This window comes from Pantoea trifolii, from assembly GCF_024506435.1.
GTDB lineage: Bacteria > Pseudomonadota > Gammaproteobacteria > Enterobacterales > Enterobacteriaceae > Pantoea > Pantoea trifolii.
This window is the reverse complement of the sequence record NZ_JANIET010000002.1, coordinates 585,013-604,357: the sequence shown is the minus strand read 5'-3', so window position 1 is coordinate 604,357 and position 19,345 is coordinate 585,013. Positions and strand designations below refer to the sequence as shown.

Below are 19,345 nucleotides of genomic sequence, written 5' to 3'. Positions count from 1 at the left end.
AGTCCCACGAATAATTGTATTCAATCCCCGGCCTTTTCTTAAAGTTATCTAATCATCGCTATTTGGCTTAAGTCGCGCTGGAACTCTCTCGCGTAAAGTGATGATATTGCCGCGTCGCAGAATTCCCTTACGTTCAATTACACAAATTAATAGTGGCCAAACCCATTGCTGGCGATGTCTTTACGCATCGCGGCAGCGTTGCACGCTTCTCTGGAGTGAACGATGATGTTTCGATTGCATCCGCTGTTTATTAGCCTTATTGCCGCTTACGGGGTATTTAATCCGGCTTCGCCAGTTTGGGCGGCGACGCTTCAGCCTTTTACGCCGGAATTAAATGACAACCGCGCCGGGGTATTTTGTATTTGTAATGGCTCGACCCAAACATTAAGTGGCAATCAGCGGTTTGCGCCCGGTCAGGACGGCGGTGGCACAATATCCATCGGACAATTGCTCAGCAGCGGCAGAATAATTTCGTATTCCTGGCAAGATTCAGGTCGCGTCGATCTGGGCGCGCAGAATGATGTGATTAACGTGCCGGACGCTTATGGCAGCGGCAGTAATAGCGTGCAGGTATATAATTCTGCGGCGATTAGTGCCATTGAAACTACGACCTTGCCGAATTTTTATAACGTTAATAATGGGCAATATATTAACGCGCGCGTGGCGCAGGTCAGCAATGGCACCATCAATGTTGATATCGGGCAAAAGGGCGCAGCAACCACCGCCAGCACCAACGGCTGGTCGATGGCGGCAAAACAGAGCGAATTGTTTACTGCCAGCGGCAGCGGCACCATGAACTGGAACTCCGCTAATCGCATCTCCTTTTTTGGTTCCTACACGCCCTATACCTATCAACTGGGGCAATGGTTCGACAATGTGGTCTCGTGGCGCGGCGCGTTTAGCGTCACCACGCTGGATAACGCCACCACTTCATTCAACGTGTCCAACGTCAGCAGTTTGCAGAGCTACAACAATTGGCTGATTGAGCAATTGCAAAACGGCAACCTGGCCGCCGATAGCTACAGCAGCGAGTTCAATAAAGCGCTCTCCTTACGCAGCGATGTCATCGCCTATGTGATCGATGCCGACGAATACTACGACGAAGTGACGCAGCCGATTGGCGAACGCATTGTGTTAAGCGCCGATGGCCCCAATGCCAGGGCAACCATTGGCAGCAGCGGCATTCTGGAGGTGGTAAACGCCAACAGCGCGGCGATGCGTGCCAGCAATGGCGCGACGGCGGTGATTGACGGCAAACTGGCCAGCGTTGGCAGCAACGCACTGGAACTGTTAAACGGCAGCAACGGCATTAACAACGGCGTCATCAACAGCGGCTTTTTCAATAATGCCGATGGCAGCGGCGTTGATGCCTCGACGGTTGGCGCGGGCGGCACCGGCGTGTATGCCAGCGGTGGCAGCCGCTTCACCAATAATGGCGTGATCAATGCCGCGATTAACAGCACCGGCATCCGGCTTGAGGATGCCAGCGGTGAGAATAACGGCACCATTAATGTTAAAGGCAAGGGCGCGACGGGCGTTGCCGTTTCTGGCAGCCAGGCCAATTTTGCTCAGAACGGCAGAATCAATCTGTATGGCGAAAACGCGATTGGCGTTGATGTTCGCGATGACGCCAGATTAACCATCAGTGATGCCAGTTCACTGCATTTCTATGCGCCGAATCAAACCGGTTATCAAGCCACCAACTATGCGCACATCGATAGCAACGGCGGCAGTTATGATGTCTCCACGCCAGGTTCGGCGCTGTATCGCCTGAGTGACGGCGTGATCTTCAATCCGGTGGTGGCTGCCGATGTGACGTTGAGCGGTGCCAACACTCGCGGCATTGTCGCGTCAGGTGCCGGTTCACGACTTTACGGCACCACCTTGTACGGCACCGACAGCTATCACGTTAATGGCGAAGGGGCGATTGCGGTTCAGAGCTCGGAGGGTGCAGATGTGACCATCACCAACCCGATTGAGCTGAACGGCAACAATACCATTGCGGGCACCGGGCAAGGCGGATTCTTCGCCAACGTGGCGCCGATCACCGGCAACGGAACCAACGCCACTGCCTTTGATATCCGCGACGGCGTGATCTATCAGTCAACACCGCGCGGTACCATCAATCTCACCGGCCCTAACAGCATCGGCGTGCGTATTCGCGGCGGCGGAAATATCTTTGATGGATCCAGCACCAACATAGCGTCGGGCGTCGCGCTGGATACCGCTGAAGGTAATACCGTTTATTGGACCGATCACAGCGGATTGAGTGCGGGCGGCATCGCCGCGGTGCGCGTTGGCAATAACGGCGGGCTGACGATAAATGGCGATACTGCCGGGCCGAATTTTTACTACAGTACCATCAACGCCAATACGGGTGCAGACACTATCTTGCTGGATAAAGGCGCAGCGTCGTTAACCGCCAGTAACATCGGACTTTACAACTCCGGCGGCGGCACTGTGCTGAACAACCGCGCGGAAACCAGCAATATTTCGCTGCAAGATGTCGGGATGAACACCGATGGCGGCACGTTAATTCGCTCCGCGACCTCATTCGATCCCAACGGTTATATGCTGGGTACGGTGAGTGGCGCAGGCGCAACGGGCTATGTGTTCAGCAAAGAAGATGGTTCCACCACCAGCAACGATTTAGTTATTCCGCAGGGTTACAGCTTCTTTGTCTATGGCCCGGCAACCGGCGTGCGCGCCAACACCACCGGGCGGGTGATCGCCAACGGTAACATCATCGTTAACAGTTCCGATGGCGGTTCGGCGATTGTCACCAGCACCGCCAGCGAGGTGATCAACCGTGGCACCATCGTTTCGCTCAGCCTGGTGTCGCCAATTATCGATCTGCGTGGCGGCAACTCCGTATTTATCAATGAAGGCAACGTCACCGCCCCTTACCCGGAAACGGTAGTGGTCGCGGGTGGCGCTACGAATGATCAGATTGCATTGGTCGATGGCAACGTGGTGGGCGATGTGAACACCGGCAACGGCACCGACGTGGTCGAACTCACCGGCGGAACCATTGACGGCAGCGTGACGATGGGAACCGGTGCTAACAATGTGGCGACGATTGCTAACGTCAGCCTGGCAAACACCCGCCACATTACCACCGCAGGCGGCACCGGCAGCACGCTGAACTTTAGCGAGATCAACGCGCGCGGAGGTTCGTTCAACAACGATGATCTGGCGCGCGGCGTCAACCTCGGTGCGGGTTGGAGCACCATCAACTTCTACAACACGCAATTTACCCTTACCGACAATCTCAAGCTGGCGCACAGCACCATCAACGTGGATAGCGGCTCAACGCTGTTGGTTGGCGATCAGGTCAATCCGGTGTTGTCGGGCGAAACCGATGATTCGCTGGTGGTGAATAACGCCGGTACGTTGGATCTCACCAACGGCGGCGGCGCGGCGAGCAACACCTTGACCATCAACGGCGATTTGGCGTCGGCGGATGGCAAGCTGGCATTGCGTACGCAGGGCGCGCAAAGCGACACGTTACGCGTTAACGGCAACGTTACCGGCACGACCTTTATCAATGATGCGCTGAGTGCTGCCACGCTGGCGGATAGCAATCGAGATGGCGTGATCTCCGCCAATGAAGGCGTTTCTCTGGTACAGGTTGCTGGTAGCGCCCGCGCCAATAGCTTTGCGCTGCAACGGGGTTATGTCGCCGCAGGGCCGTGGCAATACGGGCTTTACAGCTTTGCTCCCGAGAATGGCAATACAACCTGGGATTATCGTCTGGCCAATAACTACGTTTGTGAAGAGGGTTCCGTTTGCCAGCCGCAGACAGCAGCCAGCGGTGCGGTGCGCCCAGCGCTGATTCCACAGCTTCCTTCGTACATTTCGGCGCCGGTCGGATTGGCTTATTACACCCTGGCAACCATGGGTGATTTGCATCAACGGCTGGGCGAATTGCGGCAGAATCCAGACAGATCAGCGGAAATGTTCATCCGTTATTCCGGCTCCAACCAGAAGTACAAAACTAACCTTGATACGGCGCATTACGGTTACGACTTTGACCTCGATTACAGCGCGGTGCAGTTCGGCGGCAATCTGCTGCGGTTGGACGGCGAGCAAGACAGCCTGCGCGGCGGCCTGGCTTACACGCGCGGCAATGCACGCATCCGACCGAATGCCGCTGATGGTTACAGTTCAACCGATTTCGACAGCGACAGCCTGGCGATTTACGGCACCTGGCAGCGCGCAAGTGGCTTCTATCTGGATGGCGCGTTTTCACTCGATTGGCATCGTGGCGACACCGATATCGCTCGACAGAAAGAGGTGGCGAAGTTGAAAGGCAAAGGCTGGACCGCATCGCTGGAGAGTGGTTATCCGTTCCAACTGGCTAACGGCATTCGTCTTGAGCCGCAAGCGCAACTGCTGCATCTGCATTTGAAGATGGATGACTTCACCGACGACGATCAAACCAAAGTCTCTTACGACGATTATGACCAAACCATTGGCCGCGTCGGCGCGCGTCTGGCGCGTACCTGGCAGGACAGCGGCAGCGGGCAATATACGCCGTATCTGCGCACTAACTACTATCGCGGCTGGGGCGGCACAGCGAAAGTGAATGTCGGTGCCAGCAACAGCGACGTCAGCGAAAGTTTCAACAGCGGCAAGTTCGGCCAGATGTGGGATGCCGGCATCGGCGGCAATGCGGCTTTCACCAATAATGTCTCGCTGTATGCCGAAGCCAATTATCGCAAAGAGATCGACGGCAACGGCGTGCAAGGCTGGAATTACAACGCGGGCGTACGCTGGGTGTTTTGATAAAACGGTTACCCTCACAAGCCTGCCGGTTTAGTTGACGGCAGGCTTTTTTCACGTGATGCGAGCGCGGTAAAGTTGACAACCTACCAATGGTAAGTTACTATTAGTAGATTATTCATGACGGAGGTTGTCGCTATGCATGCTCTGATTGTTACTGCTCATCCAGATCCCAACTCCTATACTCATCACCTTGTTTCGCAGGTAGCGCATGGTATTGCTGCGAGTGGCCACAGCTATGAAATTGCCGATCTGGCGGCGGAGCAGTTTGATCCGCGCTTCAATCAGGCCGATGTTGATCAGTTCAAAAGTGTCGCGCCGTCGCCTGCCGACGTTGTGGCTGAACAGCAGCGGCTGGACCGTGCGGATGCGCTGGTGCTGGTTTATCCCATCTATTGGTGGTCGTTCCCGGCGCAGCTGAAAGGCTGGATCGATCGCGTTTTCACTCAAGGTTGGGCGTACGATGATGATGGCCAAACCGTGGTGAAAAAGCTCGGCCATTTGCAGGTGCATTTGCTGGCGCTGGGCGCGGCAAGCCAGCGCACCTATGTGCGTCGCGGCTATTTCAGCAGCATGCGCACGCTGATCGATGAGGGAATTTTTGGCTACTGCGGCGCGCCGGTGGTGACCAGCGAATTGCTGCTGCCAACCGATGAACATTATCCCGACGCGCATTACACGCTGGCCCACCAACTTGGGCAGCGACTTTTTCACGTGAAGGAATCGGCATGAAGCAACCCACTCGCCAGCGCCTGTCGCATCAGGCACGTCGTCAGCAGCTGATCAGCGCGGCGTGGAATCTGGTGCGCGAGCAGGGCAGCGATGCGCTGACGTTAGGACGCGTGGCGGAAGAGGCGGGCGTCAGTAAACCGGTGGTCTACGATCACTTTGGTACGCGTCACGGATTGCTCGCGGCGCTGTATGAAGATTTCGACCTGCGTCAGAACGCGATTATCGAGGCGGCAATGAATGCTGCCGGTGCCAGCCTTGTTGAGCGCGCTAACGTGGTGGCGTCGAGTTACGTTGATTGCGTGTTGACGCAGGGACGTGAAATCCCCGATGTGCTGTCAGCACTTGATAGCTCGCCGGAGCTGGCGGAAGTGAAGCGCAAGTACCAGCTCGATTTTATTGAAAAATTCCGTGGCTGGTTTGCCGAGGCAACGTTGCCGCAAGCCAGCATGTGGGGAATGTTAGGCGCTGCCGATGCGATTTCTAATGCGGTGGTAGGTGGCGATATCAGCCAGCAGCAAGGATTAGCGGAACTTCAGGCGCTGATTCTGGCGCTGGTGGAGCGTCACCAGTAACCGAACAGGAGCAACAGATGTCATTGTGCGAGATTGATACCGCTTGCTGGCAACAACTGGAAACCGGCGCACGCGAGCCTGATTCCGGGTTTCACTTCTTAACGCTCGCATCCGTTGATCTACAAGGCAAGCCGCAGGCAAGAACGCTGGTGCTGCGCGCCGTTGACCGTGAAAAACGCACGCTGGAATTCCACACCGATATGCGCAGCCCGAAATGGCAGGCGCTGGCGGTGAATCCAGAGGTTACGGTTTTGGGTTACAGCGCGAAAACCCAGCTGCGGTTGCAGGGCACGGTCGAGCTGCACGCCGCATACAGCGCACTAGCTGCAGCGGCGTGGCAACGATTATCGCACCGGACGCAGCAAACCTATGCTGGCGCTGCGCCGGGAAGTGACATTGACAACCAATCCAACGATGTCAGTAACGCCGAGGATAATTTCGGCGTCTTGATCATCCAAATTACCCAACTGGATTGGTGCCTGCTGGCGCGCGAAAACAATCAAAGAGCGTTACTGAGTTACCGCTCAGACGGAGCGCTCACCAACAGCAAATGGGTTAATCCGTAGCTAAGGCGTACATTGTTCCTGCGCCTTGCGACGGAGGTTAAACAGCAGATAACTCGCCAGCGCCAATCCCCACACGCCTGCCGCGCCATACAACAGCACGCCGGAAAATCCGTCGGTTAGCACCTGCGCGGCAATAGCGTGGGTCAGTGAAACCTCGCCGCCGCCGGCGATGTGCTCGGCCAGCGCATACACACTACTTTGTCCCGGCATAAGGCGTTGCAGACTTGCCGCGATGCCCGCCACCAGCAAGCTGCCCATTAGCGCGATATTGATGGCAAGCGTAATCAGGCGCGCGCTGATATCGATGCCAGACGCCATGCCAACGCGATTTCCCGGCACCGATGCGGTTGTGGTGTTGGTGACGGGCGTGTTGGTCAACCCAAGCGCGATACCCGAGAGCAGTGCGCCCGGCAGTAAACTCATCTGCTGCGCGACGGCGAACTTCATTAGCATAAAGCCCGCGCCGATGGTGAATAATCCCAGCGGGATCATGCGCGCCGCGCCAAAGCGCACCACCAACTTCTCGCCAAGCGGCGGCATCAGTAAGGTCGGCAAGGTGTAAGCTAGTAGCGCCAAACCGGTTGCCATGCTGCTGTAGCCAAGCCCGCTCTGATAATAGACCGGCAGATAAATCATCAGCGGCCAGAAGCTGAAGTTCATGCCAATCGAGCCCATCAGCGCACCGGAAAAGGCGCGGATGCGGAACACCGAGAAATCAAACATCGGGTGTGAATGACGCTTCTCAACCCAGACAAACAGCAGCGCGCTGAGCAGCGTAACCAGCAAAATAAGCTGTGCTGCCAGGCTGCTCCAGCCGAGGCTGCTGCCCTGCGTGATGAGGTAGGTTGCGCCGACCACGCTGAGTGATAAGGTGATCAGGCCGCCGAGATCGAGCTTTTTGGCTTCAGAATCACGTGATTCCACCACATTTTTCAGCGCGAGGATCAGCGTCAGCAGGGCGATAAAGCCGTGCACCAAAAACACCCATTGCCAGCTAAACCAGGCGACCAGCATGCCGCCGATGATTGGCCCGAATCCCAGCCCAAAGCCAAAGGTAATGCCCCACGCGGCGAACGCTCGACTGCGCGCTTTTCCCTGTGGAAACTGGAATGACAAAATGGCGATCAGGCAGGTTAACATCGCGCCACCGCTTAATCCTTGCAGCAAACGTCCGACGATCAGCCACCATGCATTGCCCGCCAGCCCGCACATCACCGACGTCACGCCGAAGGCGATAATGCTGATGATGAAAATACGTTTGCGTCCATAAGTGTCTGCCAGCGTGCCGGTTGCCATTAACACGGCGGTGCAAGCCAGCGTGTAGGCGTTCATGATCCACTGCAGTTCGCGAAAACTGGTGTGCATCTCTTTTTCCAGCACTGGCAAAATCACCGGTACGCTGGATATCTCCAGGCCCGACATCAGTGCGGCCAGACAAACCGCCATCAGCGCCAACATGTTTTTCATACTCATTCCCTGCGATACGTTAAGAGCGTGCCAGCATGAAAGATTGGCGTGACAGTGGAAATCCGCCCGCATGCCATATATCGTCAAGATCGTGCCAAATTCTCCGGTGACCCTTAATGCAAATGATTGCTCCGTTACATGCCCGTTCGCCTGCACCGTTTAACCGCCGCATGGTTTTGCTGGCGTATGAATGCCTGTGTACCTTTGAATTCGGCACGGCAGTTGAGGCTTTTGGGCGCGTCGATGACGCGTTCGGCCAGCCTTTATATGATTTGAGCGTGGCGTCGGTGGAGGAGGGCGTATTCGGCGCGCAAGGCGGCGTGCGTTTGGTGGTCGACGGCGGACTTGAGCTGCTGGACGAGGCGGGCACCATCGTGATTCCCGGCTGGCGCAGCGTGCATGAACCGGCATCGGATGCGCTTATCGCTGCATTACAAAAAGTACACCGCAACGGCACGCGTATCGTTTCGATCTGCGCAGGCAGTTTCGTGTTGGGCGCTGCCGGTTTGCTGGATGGTAAACGCGCTACCGCACACTGGAACAGCACCGAAATACTGGCGCAGCGCTTCCCTCAGGTGCAGGTTGAACACGGCATGATTTATGTCGATGAGGGCAGCATTATTACGTCAGCGGGCGGCGCAGCGGGCGTGGATTTGTGTCTGCATCTGATTCGTCGCGATTATGGCATTGAAGTGGCAAACCGCACCGCGCGCCGTATGGTGACGCCGCCGCTACGTGAAGGGAATCAGGCGCAGCTGATCCAGCAGCCGGTGCCGCAGCGTGCGGCAAAAAATCTCTCGCCGCTGCTTGATGATTTACGCAATCACCTCAATACGCCGCTGGTGATTGATCAGCTCGCCAGGCAAGCCGGCATGAGCCGCCGCACATTTTTACGCCGCTTCCATGACGCCACCGGCACCACGCCGGGAGAGTGGATGTTGAGCGTGCGGCTGGAAAAAGCCTGCGCACTGCTGGAGAGCGGCAAGCTGAGCATTGACCAGGTTGCCGAGCAGGCGGGATTTGGATCGCCGGAAACCTTGCGGCATCACTTCAGACAGCGCTTGAATACCACGCCAACGCATTGGCGCAAGGCATTCAATGAAAGGGGGATGGCGCTTTAATTAAGCCAGGTGCGCCGAAAACCTGTAGGGTCGCCATTCATGGCGACCGTTTTGAACTTAATTTCCGCGATAAGTCGAATAACCAAACGGACTCAACAGCAGCGGAATATGGTAGTGCTCTCCGTTGCTTTCCATATTGAACTCCACCGGAATCTCCGGGAAGAAGGTCTTCTGATTGTTCATTTTGTAATAGTCACCGGTTTTGAACACCACGCGATAGCTGCCTGCGCTGGCGGTTTTATCTTCCGGGAACAGCGCGCTGATTCTGCCGTTGCTGTCGGTTTTGCCGCTGGCTAATTTCACCCAGTTATTATTTTGTTTCTGATCGAGTTCAACCTCAATACCCGCTGTTGGTGAGCCTGTCTGCAGGTTCAATACATGTACGCTGAGAGGATTTTTTGGTGCGGCGGGTTGTGCAGCTCCTGCTGACAGGCTGGTCGCAATCAGGATGGCACTGGCTGAGGTAAAAAGAGTCTTCATTAAGATATCCATATTTAGCAGGTGAATGTGCTGCAATCCTAGGTTCTGCGACAACAAAATAAAAATCGATACGACTAAATGTGAAATTTCTGAGATCAAAAAATGAGTTAAGTGCGTGCTGTCATCGAAGGAGCGCATTCATGCGCACCTGGTCACCATAAATGGCGACCTCCGGAACGATTGTGTGTTTCGGTTTCCTGTTTTACCGCTTCGATAACCTCTTCATGATTATTCTTAGTGACCTGTAAGAATAATCCTTCGAAAGTTGTACCAGCCTTTAGACAGTGTACAAATATAACGTTTAGTCCGTGATTTATTATTAGCCTGCAAATGTAATTTATTGGCTAATAAGCGAAGGGTAAAACCATGATAAGCGAAGCGGTAAATAAGTTGAGATTGATCAAGAAACAATCAAATATCCGTTTTTTTGCAAAAAATAACTCTCCTGAGATCGATGCAGCTGTAATTAAGCGAAGCGTAAATACAGTATCAGGAGAGTGTTGTGCAGAAGTGAATACCGTTAAAGGTTTATTCTTTTAAGAAGACTGTTATTTGCGTCGGCTGATCTTGCCTCCTTTTCTTCCTGCTTCAATGGCACGCTCCGGGTCATTCTTGAAGTTGCCGCCGCTCGCCTGACCACCCTTGCGTCCAGCCTCAGCTGCACGTTCCTTATTCTCTGCGAAGTTGCCTGCACCACCACGACGTTGCGTCTTTTTTTCTTCCTCATCGGGTTGCTGCTTAGCGTCCGTCATTGGTTCTCCTCTCTGTTAAATACCAATTTGATGCAAAATAAATGTAGTGCCATTTTTACCAGTTTCAAGCCTGGGTTTATCTTAAGTCTTAATTCTAAGAGGCTTGCTTGTGTAACTTCCAGCTAAATTTTTGATTGTCTCTAAATGTAACTATCATTAGTTATGATCTTGAGTTTTTTAAAGTCAAAAAGAAAGCTTCTTTGAGTCGTTAATAAGCGAAGCGGTAAGAGACTTTACTTGTAAAGTAAATCGCAATTCCTTTATGCAATACTTGCAGCTTCCCACTTGCTTGCTAGGTTTAATTAATCTCCTTATTTAGCCTAATTAACGCTTCGCTTATTTTATTTATTCACGCTAAATGAGCTGATGTCATACCCATCAGGCAGCTAACTGTCGATGTTCTTCTCACTACCGGAGCAAATTAATGACCAAGGAATTTGTGTATCTGGACTGGTTACGCGATGCGCACGCCATGGAAAAACACGCAGAGTCTTTGCTGCAGGCCGCGACGCTAAGGCTGGAGGATTTTCCCCTTTTGCAGGCGCGCATGAAGCAATACACGCAGCAAACCTGTGAACAGCAACAACAGGTGAAGGAGGTTTTGAAGCGCTATGATAGCAACTGGTCGGCGCTCAAAGAGGCGTTGGGACGCATGTCGGCGGTGGGGCAAGCCGCCAGTGATATGTTGCGTGATGAAGAGGGCGTGCGTATTGCAGTGAGCAGCTATGTGTTCTGTAACTATAAAGTAGCCACCTACACCGCATTGCTGGCCGCAGCGCAGCAGGCGGCGGACAGTAAAGGCATAAAGACTTTCCAGCTTATCCTGCAAGATGAAATCCAAATGGCGGATTGGCTACTGCATCAGTTGCCGGATGTAGCGAATGAAGCGATTTTGCAGAGCGCGGAAGCGGCAGTTTGACGAATGAGTGCGGACGGTCAGCAGCCTGTATCTGCTGACCACGTCATTTTGCATTTATGCGTATATATTGAAGATAAATGATCATTTTTCTTTGAGTCAAATTGCGGTAACTGGGAAAAATAAGAACATTTATTCACTATCCGTAAGGTCTGCGAAATCCTTTCTTGTAAATTAAGCAAAAAAATCAGCCTGGTGATTTTATGTATATCGCCATCATTAAATAAAACTGATCAATGAAATCGTTTTCAAATCAATAACTATCTGCACATAGCCAGTTTGATGTACCTGCGTCTCTAATGTTAATGAAATAGCTGACGATAACAGTAGGGATGCTGCCGATTAATTTTCGGAGCCTCTTCCATTTTTAAAACAACACCATTGTCTTCACACCTTTTCAATCAAAATCATTGAGGTTTCTAAATGGACGTAGTTCAAAGATTTTCGCGTAATGTAAAGTTGCGAACCAAACTTACCATATCCTCTGTGCTGAATATTGCGATGCTAATGTTGGTGGCGTTGCTCGGATTAAATTCGCTGTTCTTAGCGGAAACCGGCGTCAATGGCATGATGAAGGATGATTATCCGACCATCGCATTGGGCAACCAGTTGATTGATGAAATCAACGTGACGGTGCAGCAGCAAGCACTGCTGCTAAGTCCCATTGATGCGCAGCGCAGAGCGACCATTCAAAGCAATCTTCAGGAAGCATCGAAAAAGATCAGCGAAACCTATAAGCAATTAGGTGCGCTGGCAACGGATGAAGAATCTATTGCTTTTCTTAAGCGCGTTGAATTGAAGCGGGCTGACTTTCTGAAGGAGCGAAATGCTTTCTTCGCGTTAGTGAATAGTGATGTGACAAAAGCGGTGGATTTCTATTTTTCTACCCTTGCCACGGCGCAAAGAGATTATATCAATGAGGTTGAGGGTTTCATTAATCTGCAAGAGCAGCAAATGAATGGCTCTTACAATAATTTTATGGCGTCATACAGTAAGACCAAAATCTCCATGCTGATTATTTTTGTGGTGGCTATTTTGGTTTCTGCATTAATTGGCTGGATTATTATCCGTTCCATTACTGTGCCTTTGAAAAAAGTTATTGCGTTTCTAGGCCGCGTAGCGGATGGCGATCTCAGCTCCGATTTTTATGAACAGCGCAAAGATGAAATGGGGCAGTTAATTAATGCCATTCAGCAGATGCAGGAGAAAATGTCAGAGATTGTCAGCCATATTCGCATTAGCGCTGAACAGATATCTGGCGGCGCCAGCGAAATCATGTCGGGCACCAACGACCTTGCCGCCCGCACGGAAGAGCAGGCTAGCTCGGTGGAACAAACGGCGGCCTCGGTGGAGGAATTCAGCGCCACCATCAGCAACACGCGAAATAATACCCACGTTGCCGCCGATCTCTCCGCCAAAGCGGAAAGCACGGTGGGACGCAATGCCAGCATGATGGATAACGTTGCGACCAAAATGGCCGAGATCAACGATTCTGCCAGCCGCATGGCGGACATCATTAACCTGATCGATTCAATTGCTTTCCAGACCAATATTCTGGCGTTGAATGCTGCGGTGGAAGCCGCACGCGCCGGTGAACACGGTCGTGGTTTTGCCGTGGTGGCGCAAGAAGTGCGCGCGCTGGCACAGAAAACCGCCACCTCGTCGCATGAGATCCGCAATTTAATTGAGGAGTCCTCCACGCGCATTGCCGATGGTCGCGATATGGTGACGGATGCCAATAAGCTGATGAACGGCATGATGTCGAATGTCGCCGAGATGAAAGAGCTGCTGGTGCAGATTAATCAGGCCAGCACCGAGCAGGCCGACGGCATCAGCCAGATCAACACTGCGATTAGCCAGATTGATATCACCACACAGCAGAATGCGTCGCTGGTGGAGCAATCGCTGGCGGCATCGGCAATGCTGAGTGAGCAGGCGGCAAATATGGTGAATAGTGTGAGTGTGTTTACGCTGCGTCAAACCGCTTAAGGCGATGTGGATCCAGAACGTTCTTCACGTTCTGGATCTCCTATCATTAGATAGCCTGATATGCGCCGGTACCTTCTGGCCACGGCGTCAGCAAATCAAATCCGGTTTCGGTCACTGCGATGGTATGTTCCCACTGCGCCGACAGCGAGCGGTCCTTTGTGACTACCGTCCAGCCATCGGATAGCACGCTGGTGCCGGCTTTGCCCGCGTTGATCATCGGTTCGATGGTGAAAATCATACCCGCTTGCAATTCCAATCCCTCACCCGGCGTGCCGTAATGCAGAATCTGCGGATCGCCGTGATACACCTCGCCAACGCCGTGACCGCAATACTCACGCACTACCGAGAAACCGGCTTTTTCCGCCACTTGCTGAATTGCCGCGCCGATATCGCCTAATGTCGCGCCCGGTTTCACCACGTTGATACCCGCAACCATCGATTCGTAGGTGATATCCACTAAACGTTTGGCACGCACCGAAGGCTGACCGACGTAATACATGCGGCTGGTATCGCCGTACCAGCCATCTTTGATAATGCCGACATCAATATTAACGATGTCACCATCCCTGAGCTTTTTCTCGCCCGGAATGCCGTGACACACCACGTGGTTTACTGAGGTACAGGTCGTTTTGCTGTAGCCGTGATAACCGATATTCGCTGGGATCACTTTCAGCACGTTTACCACGTAATCATGACAAATCGCGTCCAGTTCATCGGTGGTAACGCCCGGTTTGACGTATGGCGTGATGATCTCCAGCACTTTAGCGGCGGCATGTCCGGCGGCACGCGCCAGTTCGATCTCTTCAGCGGTATGCAGTTTGATGCTCATTACGCGATTCCCTGCGAGGTGAATAAAGGATGGTCAAGCAGTTGCGCTAAATCCGCGCCGCTGTCGCGTTCAACGCGCATCAGCAAGCGCGTCAATTCCTGATGATTGAGTGACGGGTAAATCTCGGCCAGCATGCCGATCTTCATCCAGTGTTCTGCCTGCGCATTGATGGATCGGCTCATCGCCGTGCTGGCGATGCGCAGATTCTCATGCATCAGGTCGGAGATTTTTACGATGCCCATGATAAGCCTATATATGAAATGTATGCGATATGTATATAGGCTACCGTTTTGGGAGGTGATATGCAAAAGAGAAGTAAAGCCAATCCATGGCATGAAAAATCCTAAGGCGCCTTACTCAGACTTTGTTGGAGGACGACGGCTAATCTTGCCTCCTTTCCGTCCCGCTTCAACGGCTCTTTCAGGATCGTTTCTGAAATTGCCTCCACTGGCTTTGCCTCCCGCTCTGCCAGCTTCTTTCGCACGTTCTGGATCGTTGGCAAAATTCCCTGCGCCGCCTCTGTAGCTCTGTTTGTTCATAGGAAGACCTCTTATCAATGTTCCGTTAGATTTGAGGACTAGCTAGTCACGCTGAAATAGTAGTACGCCGTTGTGCGAAAGCCAGAGCGGCAATGACGATCATTGAAAGAGATCATGAAATAAATGTTTGAATGTTTGTCGATTTAACCGTGACCTCCGTCACATTTTACAATTCCTGACTATACTTCTGCCTTTTGGGTTTCAACCTTTGCGCTAGAGGGCGCGTTAAATATGCAGGGAACAGGAATGGACACATCGCAGCAAAACAGTGACGACGATTCAGCGCTAAGCAATCTCACCGTCAAACAGCGCATCTTCTTTGTGGTACTGGTGGCGACCATGGGCGCGTTGGCCTTTGGTTATGACACCGGGATTATCTCCGGTGCCTTGCCGTTTATGACTTTACCACCTGATCAGGGCGGTCTTGACCTCACACCGTTCACCGAAGGTTTAGTCACTTCATCCCTGATCTTCGGTGCCGCACTGGGTGCTTTTCTCAGTGGCTATTTCTCCGACCGCTTTGGTCGTCGTATCACGCTGCGTTCTCTGGCACTGATCTTTGTGCTGGGCGCGATTGGTACCGCGTTAGCGCCGAACCTGCACGTGATGGTGGCGATGCGTTTTCTGCTGGGGATTGCGGTAGGTGGTGGTTCCTCAACCGTGCCGGTGTTTATTGCCGAAATCGCCGGACCCAAACGTCGTGCGCCGCTGGTGAGCCGCAACGAGCTGATGATTGTTTCCGGTCAGCTGCTGGCGTATGTGGTCAGCGCGGTGATGAGTTTCACGCTTAACGATCCGCATCTATGGCGCTACATGCTGGCGATGGCAATGATTCCCGGCGCCTTGCTGTTTATCGGCACCTTCTTTGTGCCGGCCTCGCCGCATTGGATGGTGGCGGAAGGGCGCATCAAAGAAGCGAGTCGTATCCTGCACAAACTGCGTGAAACACCGCGTGAAGTAAAAAAGGAGATGACAGAGATGCGCCAGCACGCCAAGGCGGCGCGTCAGGGGCCTTCGGCACGTGAACTGCTGCAAGAGAAATGGATTCTTCGCTTGTTGCTGGTGGGCGCGGGGCTGGGCATTGTTATCCAGTTCACCGGCGTGAACGCCTTTATGTACTACACACCTGTGATCCTGAAAACCACCGGCATGGGCACCAACGCGTCGATTGCGGCGACCATCGGTAACGGCATTGTCTCGGTGCTGGCAACCATGGTGGGCATCAAAGCGGTGGGACGTTTTGGACGTCGCACCATGCTGATGACTGGTTTGGCGGTAGTAATAGCCATGCAACTGGTGCTCGGCTGCGTGCTGCTGCTGATGCCACAAGACATGACGCAAAGTATCTTCGCGCTGGCGGCGATTTTGATGTTCCTGTTCTTTATGCAGATGTGCATTTCGCCGGTGTATTGGCTGCTGATGTCCGAGCTGTTCCCGATGAAAGTGCGTGGCGTGCTGACCGGCGCTGCGGTTTCATTCCAGTGGATCTGTAACGCGGCGGTGGCGTTTGCTTTCCCGCCTCTGCTGTCCGCCACCGGCAATGGCGCATTCTTTATCTTTGCGGCCATCAACGTCGGCTCGCTGATCTTTGTGATCACCATGCTGCCTGAGACCAAAGGCAAATCGCTCGAGCAGATCGAAAACGAAATGCGTGAGCGGTTTAGCGAGCAGGAGCAGGATCAACAGACCGCCTGACGGCGCTTGAGAATTACTGGTTACGGGAGGAAGATACGCCTCTTTCCCCGGGCCAGGATTTCCCATGCTGATCACCGCCGAGAACACGCGCACCTTTAATACCGACATTCGCCTGGCCTGCACGCTGGCCGCCGTTGCGGGCGCACTCAACACCGCAGCGTTTGAAACCGTCGGTTTCTTCTCGGCAAACATGACCGGCAATGTCTCCTCACTTTCCGACCATCTGGCCAAAGCCAATCTGCACGTCGGCCTGTTTTTTCTGCTCATCGTATTGCTGTTTATTGCCGGATCGTCGGTCTCAACGCTGATTATCAACTCCGGCAGACGGCGCCAGATTCGCGGCATCTACGCCATTAATATCCTGATTGAAGGCATCGCGTTGCTGGTGCTGGGTGTGATTGAAAGCGGGTTCCGCTTTAGCGGATCCGGCGTGCTGCTGGTGCTTAGCCTGAGTTTTTTGATGGGATTGCAAAACGCGGTGGTGACGCGCATCTCCAACGCGCGTGTACGTACCACGCACGTTTCCGGCACCGCGACCGATATCGGTATTGAGCTGGCAATGCTGTTTGATGTGCTGCGCCGCAAAGAATCTCCTAAGGATGCGCCACTCTATATTGAGCGGCTAAAGCTGCATTTTTACACCGTGCTGGCGTTTTTGGGCGGTGGCGTGCTGGGGATTTTGCTGCTGCAGTGGATGAGTTATCTGCTGCTGATGGTGATTGGTGCGCTGCTTAGCGTGCTGGCGTTAACGGCACTCAAACGCCTCTAATCGGTGACCCGCTTCACACTTCTCAACGTTGTTCGCTAATACTGCTTGCCACTTTTTCCGCGCTGTAAGCATGATAGCGCCCGTTAAGGATTGTTACTGTTCGGCAGGCAAAACCTGAGACGCGCCCTTTTTCAGTTGAAGAGGGCGCGTCTCAGGTTTTTTTTTGCGCGAAAAACACGCCAATCCTTTGTAGGGTCGCCATTTATGGTGACCGATAGACGCTTAACTGGCGAGCATTAGGGCATTGTTCAGGAGAAAGAGTGATGCAATATCAGGAACTGGCGGATGACATCGTTAGCGGTGTTGGCGGCAAAGAGAACATCATCAGTGTGATGCACTGCGCCACGCGTTTGCGCTTCAAGCTGAAAAACAGTCAAAAAGCGCAGACCGCCGCGTTAAAGGACAATCCCGGCGTGATCATGGTGGTTGAGAGCGGTGGCCAATATCAGGTGGTGATTGGCAATCAGGTGGCGGAAGTGTATCGCGAACTCACCGCGCGCCATGCGCTGGATAATCAGAGCGAGGACGTAGATAACGCTGTACCGCAAGGCCTGTTTGCACGCTTTATCGATCTGGTGTCCGGCATCTTTACCCCGTTTATCGGCGTGATGATCGCTACCGGCATCATCAAAGGGTTGCTGGCGTTAGCGCTGGTGCTCGGCGTGATGAGCGCCGACAGCGGCAGTTACAAAGTGCTGTTTGTTGCCAGCGATGGATTGTTCTACTTCCTGCCCATTTTGCTCGGTTACAGCGCCGGTAAAAAATTCGGCGGTAATCCATTTGTCAGCATGGCGATTGCCGCTGCACTGGTGCATCCGATGATTCTTGAGGTGCTGCAACAGCAGCAGCAGGGCAATGCACTGACCTTCATCGGCATCCCGCTCGAGGTGCTGAACTACAGCTCATCAGTGATTCCGATTATCTTCGCGGCCTGGGTTTCCAGCCTGATTGAACGTTGGGTGCATCCGCGCTCGCCTGTCGCGGTGCGTAACTTCACTACGCCGTTGTGCTGCTTGTTGATCACTGTGCCGCTGACGTTCCTGGCGATTGGTCCGGCGGCGACCTGGCTGAGCCGCATGCTGGCCGAAGGCTATCTGTGGATTTACAGCCTGAGCCCAATGATTGCGGGCGCGGTGATGGGCGCGATTTGGCAAGTGTGCGTGATTTTCGGTCTGCACTGGGGATTGGTGCCGATCATGCTGAACAATCTCGCCAACTTTGGTCACGACACGCTGCTGCCATTGCTGATGCCAGCGGTGTTGGGTCAGGCGGGCGCGACGCTGGGCATCTTCCTGCGAACCCGCGAAGCGAAACTCAAAGCGATGGCGGGATCGGCGTTTACCGCCAGCATCTTCGGCATCACCGAACCGGCGGTGTATGGCGTGACGCTGCCGCGTCGACGTCCGTTTATCTTCGGTTGCGTCGGTGGTGCCTTGGGCGCGGCAATCCTCGGCTTCTGGCACACCACCATTTACTCTTTTGGTTTCCCGAGCGTGTTCACCTTTATTCAGGTGGTGCCGAACAGCGGCATTGATGCCAGCGTACTGGCGGCGTTTGCCGGTGCGGCGGTGGCACTGATTTTCGCCTGCGTCAGCACCTATCTGTTCGGTCTGACCGAGCCTGCAGCCGACGTGGTTGCGCCGCCCGCGCCGGTTTCGTCGCCCAGCAATCTGACGCGCCGCGAAAGTGTGGTCAGTCCGATAGCGGGAGACGTCATTCCGCTGGAACAAGTTAAAGATGAAACCTTTGCCAGCGGTTTGCTCGGCAAAGGGGCAGCGATTATCCCGCAGCAGGGCCGCGTGGTTTCGCCGATCGATGGCGTGGTGTCGTCAATGTTCCGTACCGGCCATGCGATTGGCCTGACATCGGCGCAGGGCGCGGAAGTGCTGATCCACGTTGGCCTCGATACCGTGAAGCTCGATGGACAATATTTTTCGTCTAAAGTCGCCAACGATCAGCCGGTCAAAGTGGGCGATCTGCTGCTGGAGTTCGATCTCGATGCGATTAAAGCCGCAGGATTTGACCTCACCACGCCGGTGCTGGTGAGTAATAGCGATGATTTTGTGGATGTGTTAACCCTGAGCCGCACGGCTGTGAGCGAAGGCGCTCCGTTGTTGGCCGTGCTGAAATAAT

16 protein-coding genes are annotated in these 19,345 nt (G+C 53.8%); 10 read left to right on the top strand and 6 right to left on the bottom strand.

Annotated elements, in window-relative coordinates; all coding sequences use genetic code 11:
- Positions 1 to 222 precede the first annotated feature (222 nt).
- From NQH49_RS22205 to NQH49_RS22190, 4 genes are all read left to right on the top strand, one after another.
- Positions 223 to 4,788, top strand: a complete 4,566-nt coding sequence (locus tag NQH49_RS22205; protein WP_256698888.1) for an autotransporter outer membrane beta-barrel domain-containing protein — start codon at positions 223 to 225, stop codon at positions 4,786 to 4,788.
- Positions 4,789 to 4,923: 135 nt separating this feature from the next.
- A complete protein-coding gene (locus NQH49_RS22200; RefSeq protein ID WP_256698886.1) occupies positions 4,924 to 5,517 on the top strand; it encodes an NAD(P)H-dependent oxidoreductase in 594 nt (197 codons plus the stop codon).
- Entirely contained in the window at positions 5,514 to 6,089 is a 576-nt protein-coding gene (locus NQH49_RS22195) for a TetR/AcrR family transcriptional regulator (protein WP_256698885.1), read from the top strand. Before NQH49_RS22200 ends, NQH49_RS22195 begins: the two co-directional genes overlap by 4 nt.
- Before the next feature lie 17 nt (positions 6,090 to 6,106).
- Positions 6,107 to 6,655 (top strand): pyridoxamine 5'-phosphate oxidase family protein, encoded by a 549-nt coding sequence (locus tag NQH49_RS22190; RefSeq protein ID WP_256698883.1) that lies wholly within the window; start codon positions 6,107 to 6,109, stop codon positions 6,653 to 6,655.
- Here the strand turns inward: NQH49_RS22190 and NQH49_RS22185 are convergent, their stop codons facing one another.
- Positions 6,656 to 8,122 (bottom strand): MFS transporter, encoded by a 1,467-nt coding sequence (locus tag NQH49_RS22185; protein ID WP_256698882.1) that lies wholly within the window; start codon positions 8,120 to 8,122, stop codon positions 6,656 to 6,658.
- Positions 8,123 to 8,238: 116 nt separating this feature from the next.
- Here NQH49_RS22185 and NQH49_RS22180 point away from each other — a divergent pair, with 116 nt between their 5' ends.
- Positions 8,239 to 9,243 carry a helix-turn-helix domain-containing protein gene (locus NQH49_RS22180; RefSeq protein ID WP_256698881.1) on the top strand — a complete coding sequence of 335 codons (1,005 nt, stop codon included), beginning with the start codon at positions 8,239 to 8,241 and terminating at the stop codon, positions 9,241 to 9,243.
- A 57-nt stretch (positions 9,244 to 9,300) separates the two neighbouring features.
- Here the strand turns inward: NQH49_RS22180 and uraH are convergent, their stop codons facing one another.
- Both uraH and NQH49_RS22170 read right to left on the bottom strand, forming a co-directional pair.
- The gene (gene uraH / locus NQH49_RS22175) at positions 9,301 to 9,723 is read right to left on the bottom strand and encodes a hydroxyisourate hydrolase (RefSeq protein WP_110867159.1); all 423 of its coding nucleotides are present in this window, start codon (positions 9,721 to 9,723) and stop codon (positions 9,301 to 9,303) included.
- 548 nt (positions 9,724 to 10,271) lie between these two features.
- On the bottom strand, positions 10,272 to 10,475 hold the full coding sequence (locus NQH49_RS22170; RefSeq protein WP_256698879.1) for a con-10 family general stress protein: 204 nt from the start codon (positions 10,473 to 10,475) through the stop codon (positions 10,272 to 10,274).
- Positions 10,476 to 10,899: 424 nt separating this feature from the next.
- Between NQH49_RS22170 and NQH49_RS22165 the strand changes: the two genes are divergently transcribed.
- Positions 10,900 to 11,394 carry a DUF892 family protein gene (locus tag NQH49_RS22165; RefSeq protein ID WP_256698878.1) on the top strand — a complete coding sequence of 165 codons (495 nt, stop codon included), beginning with the start codon at positions 10,900 to 10,902 and terminating at the stop codon, positions 11,392 to 11,394.
- A 420-nt stretch (positions 11,395 to 11,814) separates the two neighbouring features.
- Entirely contained in the window at positions 11,815 to 13,380 is a 1,566-nt protein-coding gene (locus NQH49_RS22160; RefSeq protein WP_256698876.1) for a methyl-accepting chemotaxis protein, read from the top strand.
- Between the two features lie 46 nt (positions 13,381 to 13,426).
- On the opposite strand, the gene map is transcribed toward NQH49_RS22160, so the two are convergent.
- The 3 genes from map to NQH49_RS22145 form a co-directional block, all read right to left on the bottom strand.
- The gene (gene map, locus NQH49_RS22155; RefSeq protein ID WP_256698875.1) at positions 13,427 to 14,209 is read right to left on the bottom strand and encodes a type I methionyl aminopeptidase; all 783 of its coding nucleotides are present in this window, start codon (positions 14,207 to 14,209) and stop codon (positions 13,427 to 13,429) included.
- Positions 14,209 to 14,451, bottom strand: a complete 243-nt coding sequence (locus NQH49_RS22150; protein ID WP_008106304.1) for a ParD-like family protein — start codon at positions 14,449 to 14,451, stop codon at positions 14,209 to 14,211. Before NQH49_RS22150 ends, map begins: the two co-directional genes overlap by 1 nt.
- Before the next feature lie 111 nt (positions 14,452 to 14,562).
- A complete protein-coding gene (locus NQH49_RS22145) occupies positions 14,563 to 14,748 on the bottom strand; it encodes a con-10 family general stress protein (protein ID WP_176972698.1) in 186 nt (61 codons plus the stop codon).
- Between the two features lie 246 nt (positions 14,749 to 14,994).
- Here NQH49_RS22145 and NQH49_RS22140 point away from each other — a divergent pair, with 246 nt between their 5' ends.
- The 3 genes from NQH49_RS22140 to bglF all read left to right on the top strand — a co-directional run bounded on the left by NQH49_RS22140 (position 14,995) and on the right by bglF (position 19,344).
- Positions 14,995 to 16,443 carry a sugar porter family MFS transporter gene (locus tag NQH49_RS22140; RefSeq protein WP_256698874.1) on the top strand — a complete coding sequence of 483 codons (1,449 nt, stop codon included), beginning with the start codon at positions 14,995 to 14,997 and terminating at the stop codon, positions 16,441 to 16,443.
- A gap of 64 nt (positions 16,444 to 16,507) precedes the next feature.
- Positions 16,508 to 17,212, top strand: a complete 705-nt coding sequence (locus NQH49_RS22135; RefSeq protein ID WP_256699421.1) for a YoaK family protein — start codon at positions 16,508 to 16,510, stop codon at positions 17,210 to 17,212.
- 263 nt (positions 17,213 to 17,475) lie between these two features.
- Positions 17,476 to 19,344, top strand: a complete 1,869-nt coding sequence (gene bglF, locus NQH49_RS22130) for a PTS beta-glucoside transporter subunit IIABC (RefSeq protein ID WP_256698873.1) — start codon at positions 17,476 to 17,478, stop codon at positions 19,342 to 19,344.
- Position 19,345 lies beyond the last annotated feature (1 nt).